This is a genomic window from Paracoccus broussonetiae (assembly GCF_031854425.1).
GTDB lineage: Bacteria > Pseudomonadota > Alphaproteobacteria > Rhodobacterales > Rhodobacteraceae > Paracoccus > Paracoccus broussonetiae.
Genome location: NZ_JAVRQI010000004.1, coordinates 102,185 through 120,170 on the forward strand (window position 1 = coordinate 102,185; position 17,986 = coordinate 120,170).

14 protein-coding genes are annotated in these 17,986 nt (G+C 66.9%); 10 read left to right on the forward strand and 4 right to left on the reverse strand.

What is annotated here, in order from left to right:
* Positions 1-75 precede the first annotated feature (75 nt).
* The 4 genes from RM190_RS06255 (at position 76) to RM190_RS06270 (ending at position 2,600) form a co-directional block, all read left to right on the forward strand.
* Positions 76-576 (forward strand): Fur family transcriptional regulator, encoded by a 501-nt coding sequence (locus RM190_RS06255; RefSeq protein WP_311758559.1) that lies wholly within the window; start codon positions 76-78, stop codon positions 574-576.
* Positions 573-1,370, forward strand: coding sequence for a metal ABC transporter ATP-binding protein (locus tag RM190_RS06260; RefSeq protein ID WP_311758560.1), 798 nt, complete (start codon positions 573-575; stop codon positions 1,368-1,370). Before RM190_RS06255 ends, RM190_RS06260 begins: the two co-directional genes overlap by 4 nt.
* A 3-nt stretch (positions 1,371-1,373) precedes the next feature.
* Complete coding sequence (locus RM190_RS06265) at positions 1,374-2,156, forward strand: iron chelate uptake ABC transporter family permease subunit (protein WP_311758561.1); 783 nt, start codon at positions 1,374-1,376, stop codon at positions 2,154-2,156.
* Positions 2,157-2,369: 213 nt separating this feature from the next.
* On the forward strand, positions 2,370-2,600 hold the full coding sequence (locus RM190_RS06270) for a hypothetical protein (protein WP_311758562.1): 231 nt from the start codon (positions 2,370-2,372) through the stop codon (positions 2,598-2,600).
* Between the two features lie 862 nt (positions 2,601-3,462).
* On the opposite strand, the gene RM190_RS06275 is transcribed toward RM190_RS06270, so the two are convergent.
* The 4 genes from RM190_RS06275 to RM190_RS06290 form a co-directional block, all read right to left on the reverse strand.
* The gene (locus RM190_RS06275) at positions 3,463-4,116 is read right to left on the reverse strand and encodes a YjbF family lipoprotein (RefSeq protein ID WP_311758563.1); all 654 of its coding nucleotides are present in this window, start codon (positions 4,114-4,116) and stop codon (positions 3,463-3,465) included.
* Positions 4,113-6,320: a YjbH domain-containing protein gene (locus tag RM190_RS06280; protein WP_311758564.1), complete on the reverse strand. Its 2,208-nt coding sequence runs from the start codon at positions 6,318-6,320 to the stop codon at positions 4,113-4,115. The genes RM190_RS06275 and RM190_RS06280 overlap by 4 nt, the downstream gene beginning before the upstream one ends.
* An 84-nt stretch (positions 6,321-6,404) precedes the next feature.
* Complete coding sequence (locus RM190_RS06285) at positions 6,405-7,259, reverse strand: hypothetical protein (protein ID WP_311758565.1); 855 nt, start codon at positions 7,257-7,259, stop codon at positions 6,405-6,407.
* A gap of 134 nt (positions 7,260-7,393) precedes the next feature.
* A complete protein-coding gene (locus tag RM190_RS06290; protein ID WP_311758566.1) occupies positions 7,394-8,776 on the reverse strand; it encodes an L-serine ammonia-lyase in 1,383 nt (460 codons plus the stop codon).
* A gap of 231 nt (positions 8,777-9,007) precedes the next feature.
* Here RM190_RS06290 and dusB point away from each other — a divergent pair, with 231 nt between their 5' ends.
* The 6 genes from dusB (at position 9,008) to trkA (ending at position 17,984) form a co-directional block, all read left to right on the forward strand.
* Positions 9,008-10,033 (forward strand): tRNA dihydrouridine synthase DusB, encoded by a 1,026-nt coding sequence (gene dusB, locus RM190_RS06295; RefSeq protein WP_311758567.1) that lies wholly within the window; start codon positions 9,008-9,010, stop codon positions 10,031-10,033.
* Positions 10,030-11,196, forward strand: coding sequence for a two-component system sensor histidine kinase NtrB (locus RM190_RS06300; protein WP_311758568.1), 1,167 nt, complete (start codon positions 10,030-10,032; stop codon positions 11,194-11,196). Before dusB ends, RM190_RS06300 begins: the two co-directional genes overlap by 4 nt.
* A gap of 8 nt (positions 11,197-11,204) precedes the next feature.
* Entirely contained in the window at positions 11,205-12,698 is a 1,494-nt protein-coding gene (locus RM190_RS06305) for a response regulator (protein ID WP_311758569.1), read from the forward strand.
* An 84-nt stretch (positions 12,699-12,782) separates the two neighbouring features.
* Positions 12,783-15,041, forward strand: a complete 2,259-nt coding sequence (locus tag RM190_RS06310; protein ID WP_390908092.1) for a sensor histidine kinase NtrY-like — start codon at positions 12,783-12,785, stop codon at positions 15,039-15,041.
* Positions 15,038-16,426 (forward strand): nitrogen assimilation response regulator NtrX, encoded by a 1,389-nt coding sequence (gene ntrX / locus RM190_RS06315; protein WP_311758571.1) that lies wholly within the window; start codon positions 15,038-15,040, stop codon positions 16,424-16,426. The genes RM190_RS06310 and ntrX overlap by 4 nt, the downstream gene beginning before the upstream one ends.
* Positions 16,427-16,607: 181 nt before the next feature.
* Positions 16,608-17,984: a Trk system potassium transporter TrkA gene (trkA, locus tag RM190_RS06320; RefSeq protein WP_311758572.1), complete on the forward strand. Its 1,377-nt coding sequence runs from the start codon at positions 16,608-16,610 to the stop codon at positions 17,982-17,984.
* Positions 17,985-17,986 lie beyond the last annotated feature (2 nt).

A 17,986-nucleotide genomic window follows, 5' to 3' on the forward strand; every position in this document is an offset into this window, starting at 1 on the left:
ATGGGCTCTCTTGCGGAAACGGCGTGTTTATTTATGTTATACCGTAACTCGTCAAGAAAAATGTGATGTTGTAACATGTCTGCTCATGCTCCGGGTCCGGCCGACCCTTTCGACAGCCACGATCATGCCCATTGCGCCGCCACCGTCCTGCGCCGCGCCGAGGAACAGGCCCTGGAAGAGGGCGTGCGCCTGACCCCGGTGCGCCGCCGCGTGCTGGAGATCCTGCTGGAATCGCACAAGGCCATGGGCGCCTATGAGGTGCTGGACCGGCTTGCCGCCGAAGGCTTCGGCAAGCAGCCCCCGGTCGCCTATCGCGCGCTCGATTTTCTGGTCGAGCAGGGATTCGCGCATCGCGTGCGCCGACTGAACGCCTATGCCGCCTGCCTGTCGGACAAGCGCGACCATTCCCCCGCCTTCCTGATCTGCCGCGGTTGCGAGCAGGTGGCCGAGGCCGAAAGCCCCGAGCTGCGCGCCGCTATCCTTGCCCTTGGCGAAGCGCATGGCTTCACCGTCGAGCGCGGCACCGTCGAGATGCTGGGCCTGTGCAGCCGCTGCGCCGGAAAGCAGCCGGAATGAGCGCCGCGCTGATCGAGGCCCGTGGCCTGACCGTCAGCCATCCCGGCGGTGACCTTCCCGTGCTGAACCATATCGACATGCATATAAACCCGGCCGAGATCGTCACGGTTGTCGGGCCCAACGGCTCGGGCAAGTCGACGCTGGTCCGTGCGCTTCTGGGCCAGATCGCGCTGGACGCAGGTCGCATCCAGCGGCTGGCCGGGCTGCGCATCGGCTATGTGCCCCAGCGTGTCCATATCGAACGGGCGATGCCGATGACCGTGCGTCGCTTCCTGTCCCTGCCCAAGCGTGTCAGTGATGCCGATGCCGCCGCCGCGCTGGAGCGCACCGGGGTCGAGGGTCTGCAGGCGCGGCAGATCGTTTCGCTGTCCGGCGGCCAGTTCCAGCGCGTCCTGCTGGCCCGCGCGCTGCTGAACGATCCCCAGCTTCTGGTGCTGGACGAGCCGACGCAGGGCCTGGACCAGCCCGGCATCGTCGCCTTCTACAAGCTGATCGAGGAGGTCCGCGCCCAGACCGGGGTTGCGATCCTGATGGTCAGCCATGACCTGCTGGTGGTCATGCGCGCCTCGGACCGGGTGATCTGCCTGAACGGGCATGTCTGCTGCGAGGGGACACCTCAGGCGGTCAGTGCGGCCCCTGCCTATCGCGCGCTGTTCGGCGCCGAGTCGCAGGGCACGCTGGCGCTTTATCGCCACCATCATGACCATGATCACGACCATGTCGCCCATGATGCGCATTCGGGGCATGACCATGCCCACGATCACCACCACCATCACCACCACCAGCAAGGCTAAGCCATGTTCGACGATTTTCTGATGCGCGCCCTGCTGGCGGGGCTGGGTCTGGTGCTGGCGACTGGCACGCTGGGCTGTTTCGTCGTCTGGCGGCGCATGGCCTATTTCGGCGATTCGACCGCCCATGCCTCGATCCTGGGCGTCGCGCTGAGCTTTGGCTTCGCGCTGCCCTTTTATACGGGCACGCTGGCTGTCGCGATCGGGATGGCGCTGCTGGTCGCCTGGCTGACCGGACGGGGGCAGGGGATGGATACGGTGCTGGGCGTGATCGCCCATTCGGCGCTGGCCCTTGGCCTGCTGGCGGCAAGCTTCATCCCCCAGTTGCGTCTGAACCTGGAAACCTATCTGTTCGGCGACATCCTTGCGGTGACGCGGACAGATCTTATGTGGATCTGGTCGGGGGCGGTGCTGGTCCTGTCGGTTTTGCTCTGGCGCTGGCAGCGGCTGGTCACGGCCTCGGTCAATGAAGAGCTGGCGATGGCCGCCGGCATCAACCCCGAGCATGAGCGCCTGATCCTGTCCCTGGCCCTTGCGGTGACCGTCGCGATCGCGATTCGGATCGTCGGGGCGCTGCTGATTTCGGCCATGCTGATCGTGCCGGCCGCTGCTGCCCGAGGATTCGCCAAAACGCCCGAGGGAATGGCCGGTTCCGCCACTTTCATCGGGATTCTGGCGGTTCTGGGCGGCCTTTGGGCCAGTCTTGTAATGGACACCCCGGCCGGACCCTCGATCGTCGCAATTTCGGCCCTGTTTTATGCTTTGTCCCTAGTATTTTACCGGAAATAATGCTGTCATATTCGGGTTCCGGCGTTGGCGGGAACCGGCCAGCCAGCAAGCGGCTAGCCGCCTAGACCCAAGGGTGTTGGCTAATATGCAACAGTCGGAATTGCCATGGAAACACGTCCTTCAAGACCGCTTCCCAAGCCATTGGCAATATGCGACTGTCTCACCGATGTTGCCCGAGATGGCAGCCTTCAAAGTACTGAACGGAGCATGATCATGACCAAAGTTGCTACCTTTGCCCTGGCCCTCGGCCTGACGGCATCGTCCGCTCTCGCCGGCGGCTACGTCGCCCCCGTCGTGGATGTCGAGCCGGTCGTCGTCGACGAGAAACCCGCGTCGACCAACGCTGGCCTCGTCGTTCCGGCTCTGCTGCTGCTGGGCGTTATCGCCGCTGTCGCTTCGGATGACGATGACGACGACGACGACGACACCACCACCGCCGAGTAATTTCCGCAAGGAAACTTGGTATCAAGGGCTGACCCCAGTGGTCAGCCCTTTTTCATTTGTTTCAGCGCTGCTTGTGCGCATGATCTGAGAAAACCAGCCATCCCTGCGCTGGGAACTGAGGGTCGTGGACACGCGCTGCCTTGGGCGCCGACTGTCCTGGGTGCGGGGGGATTCGCGCCCGTTCCGACCCTGTCGGCGGTCTTGTCCGGATTTCCAGCGGCGCTGAAGGGCGGGGGCGAGCGCATGCCTTGCCATGCTGCTAAGGGGGGAAGCGGCCCCTCCGGTTCGCCAACCCGTTTAGATTTGCAGCGCTTTTGCCAATCGACACCGATCACGTTGCAAACCGCCGGGTCGCAAGCGGACGCTGCCCAGCCGGGGGCGAGTCTGTCGGTCATCGGCCGGGTTGTCCCGAGTCGTCCAGTCGCTGACGGCTCACCGATGAGGCGGACTCGCCCGCCGCTCTGGTCGGTAAGCCACTGACTGCTCCGCGCCCATCAAGCGAACGCAAAGAGCCCCGGGCATGCGGGCAGGGTTCGCGTCTCGCTGCCTCATCTACCCGGCGTACAAGTCTCGGCCCGCATCCTCTCTGGGAACTGTAGGCAGCAGCCAGCCGATCTGATGTGTGCTGTCACAAGATGCAAGGTCCGGCGTGGGCTATGAGGGGCCTGTTTCGCGCCAACCGATGCGCAGAGGCGCGGAGAGAGGCGCTGACGCTGCGCAGAGCACTACCGGTGCCCGGGCCCGCCGCTCTGGACTGTTTGACCGCCCCACGGCGATCTCAGGCCGCCGCATGAACCAGGCGCCATGAAAAAGGGCCCGGCGCAAGCGCGGGCCCCCGTCGTTTTTCTGGATCTGCCAACCCTCAGGGCCGCAGTTCCTGGATCGTGGCGTAGCCAAGGTCCGGCCCGATCCATTGGCGCGAGACGGTGACGCGGCCATTCTGGACCAGATAGTTGTTCTGGAACTTCAGCGGGCCCTTTTCGCAGCTTTCGATCATCACGCCCGGTTTCGGGCCGCGACCGATGGTGCAATCCAGCGTCAGTGGGCTTTCCAGCCCGTCGCCGGTCCAATAGCGCATGACGCGCTTTGCGGGGCCGCTTTGGCCCGCGCGGATCAGCGCCGCCGATTGCGCCATCTCGGCCACGGACAGGTCGTGGCCAAGGCCGCGGGTCCCGGCCAGCATGCCGTTGCGCAGGATCAGGGCCTGCTCGTTCTGCGTCATATAGGTGCGCTGGCCGGCATTTTCGCCGGTCATGGCCAGAACCTGGGTCGTGTTCGCACGCTCCAGCGTGACCATGATCAGCGGCCCCTTGTTCACGCGCAGCGCGGTCGCGGCCATCTGGTTCGGATCGACCTTCTCGGCGACCTCGGCCCGGTCGCGCTTGGCCACGGTCTGCCGCGCCGCCTGGGCCAGCAGGCCGGGGATCGAGCCTTCTTCGCTGTCGACATTGCCACAGGCGCCAAGCATGGCGAGCACGGTCGCGCCCAGCAGGAAACGCATCTTGGTCCCGATCATCGCCAGAATTTCCCCCAACCTTGGTAAAGTTGCCCGGACTGGCTGTCGCGGACCTTGTCGTAGAGCCGGCCTTGCACGCGCAGCTTGTTGCCGCCGTCGCGCGAAAGCGAGCGGATGTCCCCACCGACGCGGCGCATCGAGGGTTCGCCCGTTCCCCAGGCCAGCGGGATCGAGATGCTGACGCCCTTGTCGAACGATCCTTCGCCGAAGTCCTCGGCGCTGATGTCGGTCTTGCTGGCCCAGGCGCCGACGCGCCAGCCATTGGCGAATTGGCGCTCGACCGTCAGGGTCGCGCCCTTGTCGCCAGCAAGATACTGGCCGACGTCAAGCTGGGCGCTGATGCCATTGTCCCAAGCGTAATAGGCCGAGACAAATCCGGTCGTGACCTCATAGTCGCGGAAGCCGAAGACATCGCGGAAATCGCGCTTCTTCACCCGGCTGATTTCGGCGCCAAGAGCAAGGTTGGAATTGGTCGGCCACCACAGCGTCTCGGCCGAGACGCCGCCAAAGGCGCGTTCAAGCAGGCCGCCGGTGAAGCGGGTATAGACCGTCGGCGTGGCCTTGGCATACCAGCTTAGCGTCAGACGCGGGATCGTCGGGCTTTTGTTGGCCGAATACATCCGGCCGTCCGAACGCACGCGCGGCACGCCGCCCGGTCCGATATCGGTATCCAGATCCTCGTATTCCTCGGGCGACATGCCGTTCGGACCTTCCTGCTCGGTCGTACCGAACAGGCGTTGGCGGATGCTGCCGGCCAGGACCAGGCCCGGCGTCGGTTCGTATTCCATGGCGAGCTCGCCGCCGACCTCGTATTTGAACGGCTCGTCGGGGTCGAAGATCGAGGTGGACAGGTAAGGCTTAAGCGCCCAGCGGAAACGCGGGAACATGCCTTCGGAATAGGTCAGGTCGCCCGGCCGCGGCACGGCATCCGTCAGCACGGCGACACTGGCGATCTGGCTGGCCTCGGTGTTCTCCAGCCGCTCGACATCCGAGCGGCGCAGCGTGACCGAGGTGGTCGGCAACCCGTCTTCCGAGAAGGTGATGACCATCGTCTCGACCGAGGGCGGCAGCGCCCGCGTCATCAGCCGCGCCGTGCGGCCAAGCGCCTCGGCACCTTGCATATAGCGGCGGTTGCGGATGCGGACCTCGGCGCGGTTGGCGCTCAGCGACATGGATTCCAGCGTCTGGCCCTCTTTGTCCAACGCCTTCTGCAAGGCTGCCTGAATCGCGGGCTGCGCGGTCGGATCCGCCGACCAGGCGCCGGACCAGCCTTCGGGATCGGCCGAGGGCGAGGGACGCGGCCGAACAGGCGCCGGTGCCTTTTCGATGCCCGAGGGGAAGGGGGCCTGGTTCGGGCCCATGGCCACGCTGAATTGCAGCCCGACCGTCTGGGCGCCCAGCAGATAGCCGCTCACCTGGTAGTTCTGGCCGAAGTTGTAGCTGACGCCCAGGTTGATGTTGTTCTTCAGGGCGTCATGATCGCTGAGCCAGACCGAGCGCTGGCACGTGTCGGCGTCGCCGGTTTCGCAGGCATAGTCATCGCCAGAGTATTCGGCGGTCAGTGCCAGCTTGTCGGTTGCCTGCCAGGTGGCGTTGATAAAGGGCGCCATCTCGCCCTTGAACCACTGGTCGACATTGGGCTTGCCGCCCTCTTCCTCGTCCGGTCCGGGCCGGTCGCCGAAGGGGCTGCCGATGCCGCCCGACTGCGCGAGACGGCCCCAGCCAAGGCCGGCGCTGACGCGCAGGCGCGGGTTGATCGTCTTGGTCGCGACGATGTATTCCGCGCTGTAGAAGCCGGTGCCCATGAAGTCCTGCAGACCGATCGCCATCGCCGGCAGCCAGCCATCGGGATCCTCGTCCAGGAACTGGTAGCGCAGGTCGAAGCTGCGGTCCCAGACATAGCCGCGGCTTTCCTCAAGGCTGTCGAAGCGGCCATAGCTCAGCGAGACGCTGAGCCGGGGCAGCGCCTGGAAGACCAGGGTGTTTCGGCGGGCAAGCTCGGAATAGCTGAGCGTGGCGCCCAGCGTCGCGTCCGGCAGCATCTCGGCGCTGGGAGTGTCGATACCCCCCGGCAGGCCGCGGCCGTTCAGCTTGTTGCCGATCAGCGGATCGGCCCAGGCGTCCGGGGCGCCAAGGCCGATGAGCAACGCCGCCGGCAAGGTCGAGGCCAGCAATCGGCGGGTCAGGAACGAATGGGCGCGCATCGGCGTGTCCTCTTGGATGGCATTCCGCAGGAGGGCTGCGGACGACAGGACCGGCGCAGGGGGTGCGCCGGCCCGACGATGGGCTTACTCGCTTGCGGCGGGCGGCGTCGGCGGCAGGACCAGTTCCGGGGCCGGGACCGCGCTGCTGCCGGTGGTCGCCGCAGGGGCGCTGTCGGTCGCGGGCGCGGGCGTCTCGGCCGGGGCCGGGGTCGCGGGTTCCGCTGCCGGCGCGGGCGTCGCGGCCGCCGGTTCCGTCGTCGTCGGAGCGGTCGTCGTCGCAGGCTCGGTCACGGCCGGGGTCGTGGTTGCCGGAGTCGAGGTGCTGTCGGTGGCCGGGGTGGTCGCCGTCGTCGCTGCTGCTGCCGCTGCCGGCTCAGCCGGCTTCGCCGCGGGGGCCGCCGGTTTCGCCGTCGACTTCGGCTTCGGCGCCGAGGAAGATGCCGTCACCTGCGCCTTGGGCATGGTGTCGGTCGGCTGGGCGCAGCCCGTCAGGTTCTGGCTGCCAAGGCGCAGCTTGGCGGTGAAGGGCGTGTTCATGTCGCCCGCCTTGCATTCGCCCGCCTGCACGTTCAGCGAGAAGACCTGGCCGTTCATGGTGCCGACGAATTCGACGCCGCGGGCATAGGTCATGCGGCGCACCGAAACGGCGGTGGATTTCTGGCCGGGCCGTTCCAGGACGGCGCGCTTGTCCGATGCGGTTGCGGTCCAGCCCGCCCCGGCGGCGCGGAACATGGCGGTGTTCATCGTGCTTGCCTCGCCCGTCGCGACGGCGACGCCTTCGGCCCCGGTTTCAATAGGCTGGTCGATCGGAGACACGGCCGGCGGGCCGAAATGGCCGGCGGGTGCTTCGGGTTCGGACGATTTCTGAAAGGGCAGCTCGCCGCAAGCGGTCACGGCCACCGACATCGCCAGTACGGCAAAAGCCGAACGGAATTTCATCTGCTCTGTCCCGGTTCCTTGGAATTTTGATTAGAACAATCGCTACAGGAACCCCCTGATTTGGGCAAGAGTCACGAGCCCGTGCAGGTGCGGGGTGTGACTTCCTGCGCAAAGTTCCGCGCGGGCGCGCGGGCTCAGCAGTTCGGGACGTTGACCGCCAGCCCCCCCAGCGAGGTCTCCTTGTATTTCTCGCTCATGTCCTGTCCGGTCTGGCGCATCGTCTCGATCGCGGCATCCAGAGGCACGAAATGCTGGCCGTCGCCGCGCAGCGACAGGCTGGCGGCCGAGACCGCCTTGATCGCGCCCAGCCCGTTCCTTTCGATGCAGGGCACCTGCACCAGCCCGCGCACCGGGTCGCAGGTCATGCCCAGGTGATGTTCCAGCGCGATTTCGGCCGCGTTCTCGACCTGGCGGGGGGTGCCGCCCAGCACCGCGCAAAGCCCCGCCGCAGCCATGGCGCTGGCGGAACCCACCTCGGCCTGACAGCCGCATTCCGCCCCCGAGATCGAGGCATTGTGCTTGACCAGCCCGCCGACCGCCGCTGCCGTCAGCAGGAAGTCGTCAAGCTGGCGTTCAGACGCGCCGGGGACATGGTCCAGCCAATAGCGGATGACCGCGGGCACGACCCCCGCCGCGCCGTTGGTGGGGGCGGTCACGACCTGGCCCCCGGCGGCGTTTTCCTCGTTCACGGCCATCGCATAGGCCGACATCCAGTCGTTGATGACATGGGGTGCGGTCAGGTTCATCCCGCGCTCGGCCAGCAGGGCCTCATGGATGCCCGAGGCGCGGCGGCGGATCGACAGGCCGCCGGGCAGGGTGCCCCCGGTCGCAAGTCCGCGATCCATGCAATCGCGCATGACCTGCCAGATGCGCGCGATTCCGGTCGAAATCTGGGCATCGCTGCGATGGGCGCGTTCGTTCTCGCGTTTCATCTGGGCGATGGACTTGCCCGATTTTTCGGCCATGTCCAGCATCTCGGCGGCGGTCGCGAAGGGAAAGGGCACGCGGGGCGCGTCGTCGCTGCGGGTTTCGTCGCCGCGGGCGGCAAGCTCGGCCTCGGTCAGGACGAAGCCGCCCCCGATCGAGTAATAGACCTCGCGGAAGATCACGTCGCCCTGGGCGTCGGTCGCCATCAGCACCATGCCGTTCGCATGGCCGGGCAACGCGTGGTCGAAATCGAAGATCAGGTCGCGTTCCGGGTCGAAGGCCAACTCACCCAACCCCTCGGGGGAAAGATGCCGGCTGGCGCGATTCTCGGCCAGGGCGGCCTCGGCCCGTTCGGCATCCAGCGTTTCCGGCAGGAAACCGGCAAGGCCAAGGATGGTGGCGCGGTCGGTGGCATGACCCTTGCCGGTAAAGGCCAGGCTGCCATGCAGGCTGGCGCGCAGCCCGTGCGCGCGGAAGGGCTGGGCACGCAGCGCCTGCAGGAAGCGCCCGCCGGCGACCATCGGCCCCATCGTATGTGACGAGGACGGCCCGACCCCGATCTTGAAGATGTCGAAGACCGACAGAAACATCGCGCAATTCCCTTTTCGTCCACTTCTTCAGTTAATCCCTGTCGCCGCGGCCTTCCAGTGCCGCTGCGACGTCGGTCCTGAACTCCTGCGACATTTGACGACACGAAGTCTGCGCGGTATTTACTCACAAAGCCGCTATTTTGGGCAAATATTGCCGGGGGTGCGGAGCCTGCCGATCGGGCACTCGCCCTTTTCTTTCGCATTCCTGCCGCGCGTCATACGAGTTGCCCCATGAGCCTGCCCGAACCGATCCTTCTTGGCGATACGCCGCTTGGACCACCCGTCTTTCTGGCGCCGATGGCGGGCATCACCGATTTGCCGTTTCGCCGCGCGGTTGCACGGCACGGCGGGGCGGGACTGATGGTCAGCGAGATGGTCGCCTCGACCGAAATGGTGACACCCCGCCCCTCGACCCGGATGGCAGTTCGCGCCAAGGCAATGACCGAAGGCGTGCTGCCGGTCAGCGTCCAGATCGCCGGGCGCGAGGCGGGGGCGATGGCCGAAACCGCGCGCATCGTCGCCGGGATGGGCGCGCGGATCATCGACATCAACATGGGCTGCCCGGCCAAGAAGGTCACGGGCGGCCTGTCGGGCGCCGCGCTGATGCGCGATCTTGACCACGCGCTGGAGCTGGTCGAGGCGGTGGTGGGCGCGGTTCCCGACCTGCCGGTCACGCTGAAGATGCGGCTTGGCTGGGACGAGGATTGCCTGAACGCGCCCGAGCTTGCCGCCCGTGCCGCGGCTGCGGGGGTCAGGATGCTGACCGTGCATGGCCGCACCCGCGCGCAATTCTATACCGGCCGCGCCGATTGGAGCCGCATCCGTAAGGTCGCGAACCTGTCGGGCCGCCCGCCGCTGGTGGCGAATGGCGACGTGGTGGACGCGGCCTCGGCGCGGCTCGCGCTGGAGCAGTCCGGCGCGGATGCGGTCATGGTCGGCCGGGGGGCGCAGGGTGCGCCCTGGAAGCTGGCGCAGATCGCGCATGATCTTTGGGGCACACCCGCGCCGCTGATCCCGCAGGGGGTCGCGCTGGCCGATGCGGTGGCCGAACATTACGAAGACATCCTGTCGCTTTACGGTGCCGAACTGGGCCTGCGCGTCGCCAGGAAGCACCTTGGCTGGTATGCCGAGGCGAACGGCGCCCCGAACCGCGCCGAGCTTTTGCGCGCGCTGTCGCCCGATGCCGCGCTGGCCGCGATCCGGGCCGGATTTTCCGACGCACGCACTTCCGAACCCTATGCCGAGGCCCCTGAATGACATTTCGCGCCAGGACGACGACCCCCGGGACGGCCGCAGACGAGGCCGGGCTTCCGGGCGATTTCGTCCCGGCCGCAGTGGGGCCAAACTGGTCCGCATTGCCCCTACCGGCGATCATCGTCGATGCGCAGGGGCGGGTCGCCGGCATGAACGACCTTGCCGAGGCCTTCCTGAACATCTCGCGCCGCTCGGCCATGGGGGTGGCGCTCGAGGGCCCCGAGATGCAGAAGCGCCTGCATATCGTGCCCCCTGTCTCGGAAATCCTTGACCGCGTACGCGAGGGGCACGAGGCGCTGAACCGCTCGGGCGTGCGTTTCGAGATCGGCGACCGCGTCGGCGGCCATGCCGACCGCACCGCGACCGTCCATGCCGGTCCGGTCCCCAGTCCCGAGGGCGGGATCGTCCTGCTGATCGCGCCCAGCGACGGCACCGGGCGTCTGGGGCAGGGGCGCGCCGTCCGTTCGGCCGCGCGCTCGGCCATCGGCATGTCCGAGATGCTGGCGCATGAGATCAAGAACCCGCTGGCCGGGATCAGGGGCGCGGCGCAGTTGATCGGGATGAGTCTGGGGCCAGAGGATCGCGACCTTGCCGACCTGATCGTCGCCGAGTCCCGGCGCATCGTCGAGTTGCTGGACCAGGTCGAGCGTTTCGGCGACACCTCGGCCCCGAAGCTGGCCGAGGTGAATGTCCATGACGTGCTGGAGCGCGTCCGCCGCTCGGCCGCGGTCGGCTTTGGCAAGGGGTTGAAGATCGTGCCCGATTACGATCCCTCGCTGCCGCCGGCGCTGGCCGACAATGACCAGCTGGTGCAGGTCTGCCTGAATCTGGTCAAGAACGCGGCCGAGGCGATCCGCCGCGCCGGGCGCGAGACCGGCACCATCCGCATGCGCAGCTTCTATGACGGCACCCTGCGCATGGCCCCGACCGAGGCCGAACCCCATGGCCGCAGCCTGCCTTTGCAGGTCGAGATCGAAGATGACGGACCCGGCATCCCCGAGGCCATTGCCGATCAGGTCTTCGAGCCCTTCGTCTCGGGACGTGAAAACGGCACCGGGCTGGGGCTCGCGCTGGTTTCCAAGATCATCACCGACCACGGCGCCTGGATCAATGTCGAATCCCGGCCGGGTCGCACCGTATTCCGCATCTCTCTTCCCAAAGCCTGAGGTTTTTCATGGACGGCACCGTTCTGATCGCTGACGACGACCGCACCATCCGCACCGTTTTGACCCAGGCCCTGACCCGCGCGGGATGCCGGGTTCACGCCACCGGCTCGCTCGCGCAGCTTTTGCGCTGGGTCGAGGAGGGGCGTGGCGATCTGGTCATCACCGATGTGATGATGCCCGACGGCAATGGCATCGACATGATCCCCGCCATCCGCCGCCTGCGTCCCGACCTGCCGGTGATCGTGATCTCGGCGCAGAACACCATCGTGACCGCGATCCGCGCGACCGAGGCCGCGGCCTTCGATTACCTGCCGAAGCCCTTTGACCTGCCCGACCTGATGAGCCGCGCAGGGCAGGCGCTGTCACGCCGCGTCCGCAAGTCCGACACTGCACCGGCAGCAGCCCCGGCAGGAGTCCCCGCGCCGGAGGCCGGTGCGGACCCCGCGCTGCCGCTGATCGGGCACGCGCCCGCGATGCAAAGCCTGTTCCGCATGGTCGCGCGCGTCCTGAATGCCGATCTGCCGGTGATGATCGCGGGCGAGGCGGGCGTGGGCAAGACCGTGGTCGCGCGGTCCTTTCATGATCTGTCGGACCGGCGCGATGCCGGGATCGCGGTGCTGACCTCGGCGGACCTGTCCGAGGAAGCCATCCACCGCGCCGCCGAGCGCGCCGCCGCGGGCACGCTGCTGATCGAGGATCCGGCCGGTTTCGGCGCCGCCGCGCAGGCCCGCCTGATCGGCATGATCGAGGCATGGGAGGTCGGACCGGGCCGCAACCAGATGCCGCGCCTTGTGTCGACCACCGGGCCCGAGCCGCAGGCCGACGTGGCGGCGGGTCGCTTGCGCGCCGATCTTTACTATCGCCTTGCCGGGGTGACGATCACCGTGCCGCCACTGCGTTCGCGCGTGGACGACATCCCGCCGCTGGCGCGCCACCTGCTGGCGCGCGCGGCCTCGCAGGGGTTGCCGCATCGGGCGCTGTCGGATGGCGCGACGGCGCTGGTCCGTTCCTATCCGTTTCCGGGCAATGTGCGCGAGCTTGAGAACCTGATGCGCCGGCTGGCGCTGACCGCCGCCGGGGCCGAGATCACCGAGGCCGAGGTCAGGATCGCGCTGTCGGAAACCATGCCGGTGCAGCCGGGCGTCGCGCCCGCCTCGGTCGTGGCGCCGACGCCACGCGCGGCCGCGCCGGTCGCCACCCTGATGCCGGTCGCGAATCCGGCGACGGCTCCGGTTGCCGAACCCTCGAACGCGCGGCTTGCGCAATCGGTCGAGATGCATCTGCAGCGCTATTTCGACCTGCACGGCGACCAGCTGCCGCCGCCGGGCCTTTACGACCGCATCCTGCGCGAGATCGAAAAGCCGCTTCTGGAGATTGCGCTGGATGCGACCGGCGGAAATCAGCTGAGATGTGCCGATTTACTGGGAATCAACCGCAATACGCTGCGCAAGAAGCTGACCGACCTGAATATCGAGGTGACACGGCGTCGTAAGCTGATGTAAAACGGCCACAGATGGCCACGGCGGAGTCGCTGAACGGCCACATAACGGCCGCGATACAGCGGCGAAGCCGTGAGGTCGGACGAGTTGGCGGGAACGCTCTCAAGGGGCACATGGGAACGCGTCGCAAGATTGCGGCGCAAGCGGCTGGTGCGCAATGCCGCGACGCTGGGGCTGGCCGTTCTGGGGCCGGTGCTGGCCGCGCTGACATTCGCGGTGATGGGGCCACTGGCCCATGTCACCTCGGGGGGGGCGCTGCTTCGGCTGGTGCTGCTGGCGGACCTTCTTTACCTGATCGTCCTGACCGGCATGGTGATCGCACGCATGACCGGCATCGTCGCGGCGCGGCGCCGCTCGGCGGTGGGTTCGCGCCTGCACATGCGGCTGGTCGGGGTTTTTGCCACCATCGCGTTGGTGCCGACCGTGCTGGTCGCGCTGTTCGCGGGCCTGACCGTCAATATCGGGCTGGAGGGCTGGTTCTCGAACCGGGTGCAGCAGGTGGTCAGCAGCTCGCTTTCCGCAGCAGAGGCCTATCAGGAAGAACACCGCCGCGATCTGACCAATGACGCCAAGCTGCTGGCGGGGGCGCTGACCCAGGCGGCGCGGCAGAACCCGATGCTGGACGACGGCGAATTGCGCCTGCTGCTGGGGCAGGGGCAGGCGCTGATCCAGCGCGGCCTGCGCGAGGCCTATGTTGTCGACGGGCGCGGCACGATCCGCGCGCGCGGTGAACGCAGCTATCAGTTCTGGTACGAACAGCCCTCGGCGCAGGAGTTCGACGAGGCGCAGGCGCAGGGGCTGGTGCTGATCCAGGACTGGCAGAACAACGAATTTCGCGCGCTGGTGCCGCTGGCGCCGTTGGCCGACCGCTATCTTTACGTCACCCGCGACGTGGACGGGAAGTTGCTGGGCCTGCTGGACGATACCCGCCAAAGCGTCGGCGAATACCAGCGGCTTGAACAGGAACGCGGCCGGGTACTGCTGGAATTTTCTCTGCTTTATCTTGGCTTTGCGCTGCTTCTGGTGGCCGCCGCGATGTGGCTGGGCCTGTGGTTCGCAGATCGATTGTCGCGGCCCATCGGCCGGCTGGCCGAGGCCTCGGAGCAGGTCGGCAAGGGCAATCTGGACCTGCAGATACCCGAACCCGATACAGGGGACGAAATCCAGACCCTGGGCCAAAGCTTCAACCACATGACCCGCCAGCTGAAACAGCAGCGCGAGGAGCTGGTCGAAAGCTATCGCGTCGCGGATGACCAGCGGCGGCTGTTCGACAGCGTGCTGTCCTCGGTCACGGCGGGGGTCATCGGCCTGGACGCGGCCGGAGAGATCGACTTCCTGAACCGCTCGGCCAGCCGGCTGCTGGGGCTTGACCCCGCGCGCGCCCATGACCGGCTGCTGTCGGAGGCGGTGCCGGAATTCGCGCCGCTGTTCGACCGGCTGGCGCAATCCGTGAACGAATGGGTGCAGGACGAGATCCGCCTGAACCGCGAAGGTCGCGTCGAAAGCCTGCTGGTGCGCATGGCGATCCGGCGCAGCGCGGCGGGTGGGCTGGAGGGCTATGTCGTCGCGGTCGATGACGTGACCGATCTTGTCTCGGCGCAGCGCATGGCGGCCTGGGGCGATGTCGCACGCCGCGTCGCGCATGAGATCAAGAACCCCCTGACCCCGATCCAGCTTTCGGCCGAGCGGCTGAAGCGCAAGTTCGCCCCGATCGCGGGCGATGACCGAGATGCGCTGGAGCAATATACCGAGGTCATCATCCGCCAGACGAACGATCTGCGCCGGATCGTGGACGAGTTCTCGCGCTTTGCCCGCATGCCCGAGCCGGACCGCAAGGAAACCGACATCGCCAAGCTTCTGCGCGACAGCGAATTGATGCAGCGCGACGCCCTGCAAGGCGCGCTGGTCAGCCAAATTCCCGATCTACCGATCATCGTCGATGCCGATGCCGGGATGATGCGGCAGGTCTTTACCAACCTGCTGAAGAATGCCGGCGAGGCGCTGGACGAACTCCGCGCCGATCCGAAGCCGGGATGGCAACCCCGGATCGACGTGACGATGGAGGCCGCGCCCGATGCGGTCACCATCCGCATCATCGACAACGGCCCCGGCTTGCCCGAGGACCGTTCGCGGCTTTTCGAACCCTATGTAACCATGAAACAGGGCGGCACCGGGCTGGGCCTGCCCATCGTCAAGAAGATCGTCGAGGAGCATGGTGGCCGTTTCACCCTGACGGACGCCCCCGGCCAGCAAGGCGCGATGGCCGAGATCCGGCTTCCCCGCGAAAGACAGCCCGTGCGCCTTTCGGCGCGGCGCCAGAAACCAGAGCAGGACCACGTGAAATGACTGACATCCTAATCGTCGACGATGAAAAAGACATTCGCGAGCTGGTCTCGGACATTCTCAGGGACGAAGGTTACGCGACCCGCCTTGCGGCAAACTCTGACCAGGCGGTGGCGGAACTGAACCTGTCCGAACCGGCGCTGATGATCCTGGACATCTGGCTGAAGGACAGCAAGATGGACGGGATCGACATCCTCAAGCAGGTCAAGCGCAACAATCCGGACGTGCCCGTGGTCATCATCTCGGGGCACGGCAATATCGAGATCGCGGTCGCCGCGATCAAGCAAGGCGCCTACGACTTCATCGAGAAGCCCTTCAACATCGACCAGCTTCTGGTGGTGATCCGCCGCGCGATGGAGGCATCGCGCCTGAGGCGGGAAAACAGCACCCTGAAACGGGGCGAGGCCCGCGCGGCCGAGATGCTGGGCAACTCTGCCTCGTTCCGCAAGCTGCGGGAACAGCTGGACAAGGTGTCCAAGTCGAACGGCCGCGCGATGCTGTCGGGCGAGCCGGGGGCGGGCAAGGAAATGGCCGCGCGCTATATCCATGCCCACAGCCCGCGCGCGCGTTCCCCCTTCATCCCGGTGCCCTGCGCCACGATCGAGCCAGAGCGCATGGAAGAAGTGCTGTTCGGCCGCGAGACCTCCGAGCGCGGGATCGAGCCGGGGCTGCTGGAGCAGGCGCATGGCGGCGTGATCTATTTCGATGAAGTCGCCGACATGCCGCTTGGCACCCAGACCAAGATCCTGCGCGTGCTGACCGAGCAGCAGTTCCAACGCGCGGGCGGCACCGACAAGGTACGGGTCGACCTGCGGGTGATATCCTCGACCAACCGCGACCTTGGGTCCGAAATCGCGGCGGGCCGTTTCCGCCAGGAACTGTTCGACCGGCTGAACGTGGTCCCGGTGGCCGTGCCCTCGCTGGCCGAGCGGCGCGACGACATCCAGCACCTGGCAGAATATTTCATCGAGCAGTTCCACGCCCAGCAGGGCCTGCCGCAACGAGCCCTGCCAGAGGAAACCCTGGCCGCCCTGCAGGCGATGCCCTGGCCGGGAAACATCCGCCAATTGCGCAACGTGATCGAACGGGTGCTGATCCTTGGTGACGGCACCGGCCCGATCCAGCCGTCGGAACTGGAAAGCCAGGGCGCGAGCAGCGGCACCGGCGACGCGCTGGCGCTGGGCCCGCAGATCACCAGCCTTGCCCTGCGCGAGGCGCGCGAGCTGTTCGAGCGCGAATACCTGATCGCGCAGATCAACCGTTTCGGCGGCAATATCAGCCGGACCGCGCAATTCGTCGGGATGGAGCGTTCGGCCCTGCACCGCAAGCTGAAGTCGCTGGGCGTCGTCGGCGGCATGCGCGTCGAGGAGGAACTGGTCGGGAAGTGATCTGTCCGACCCGCATGCGGTGCCCGTGGCGGGCGTCGCATGGGTATTTGGAAAACGGTGAAGAGCCATCTGCCCGGCGCAGCACCGGGCAACGGCTTTGCAGGTGGCGGTTTTTTGCGGTATCCGCCCGGTTCCGGCCGGGTTAGGATCGGTCGGGCTGGCGAAGGGGGACCGGGCCGAGATGAAGATCATCATTTGCGGGGCGGGTCAGGTCGGCTGGCACATCGCGCGCCATCTGGCCGGCGAGCGCAACGATGTCACCATCATCGATACCAGCGCCGAACTGATCCGCCGCGCGACCGACGCGCTGGACGTGCAGGGCGTAACGGGCTTTGCGAGCCATCCCGACGTGCTGGACCGGGCGGGGGCGCGCGATGCCGACCTGATCATCGCCGCGACCCATTCGGACGAGGTGAACATGGTCACCTGCCAGGTCGCGCATTCCGTGTTCCAGGTGTCGCGCAAGATCGCGCGGCTGCGGTCCTCGGCCTATCTGGATGCGATCTATTCCGATCTTTACCGCACCGACCACCTGCCGATCGACGTGGTCATCAGCCCCGAGCGCGAGGTGGCGCAGGCGGCATTGCAGCGGCTGCGCGCGCCCGCGACCTTTGATGCCGAGACATTCCTGACCGGGCGGCTGCAATTGCTGGGCATTTCACTGGAGGCGGACAGTCCGGTGTTGAACACCGCCCTGCGCCAGTTGAACGAGATGTTCGCCAGCCTCAGCGTCATGGTGGCGGGGGTTCGGCGGCGCGGCAAGCTGTTCGCCCCTGAACCGGGCGACCAGCTGTTCGAGGGCGACCAGATCTATGTCTTCACCCTGTCCGAGGATGTGCCGCGCACGCTGGAGGTCTTTGGCAAGCCCGCCGAGAAGATGGACAACGTCCTGATCATCGGCGCGGGCAATGTCGGGCTGGTCGTCGCCCAGACGCTGGAGGCCCAGCCCGAACGCATCCGCGTCAAGGTGATCGAGCGCGACCGCGCGCGCGCCGAGGATGCGGCCGATGCGCTGAACCGGACCATCGTCCTGAACGGCGACGGCCTGTCTGCCGAGTTGCTGGAGGAGGCCGCGGTGATGCGCGCCAGCGCCGTGCTGGCGGTGACCGACGACGACAAGACCAATATCCTGGCCGCCGTTCGCGCCAAGCAGGCGGGTGCGCGGCTGGCGATCTCGCTGGTCAACGACCCGACCTTGATGTCGCTGATGGAGCCTTTGGATATCGACGCCTTCATCAACCCGCGCGCCAGCACGGTATCGACCATCCTGCGCCACATCCGGCATGGGCGGGTCAAGGACGTCTATTCGATCGGCGACGCCGAGGCCGAGGTGATCGAGGCGCAGGTCCTGTCCACCTCACCCATCGCGGGCCGGCCGATCCGCGACATCGAATTCCCCGAGGGCGCGCTGATCGGCGCCGTCCAGAAGGGCGAGCGCGTGGTCAAGCCCACGGGCGACCTGCGCATCGACGAGGGCGACATCATCGTGATCTTCGCCCTTGCCAAGGACGTCCCCGAGGTCGAGCGCCTGTTGCAGGTCTCGATCGACTTCTTCTGAGG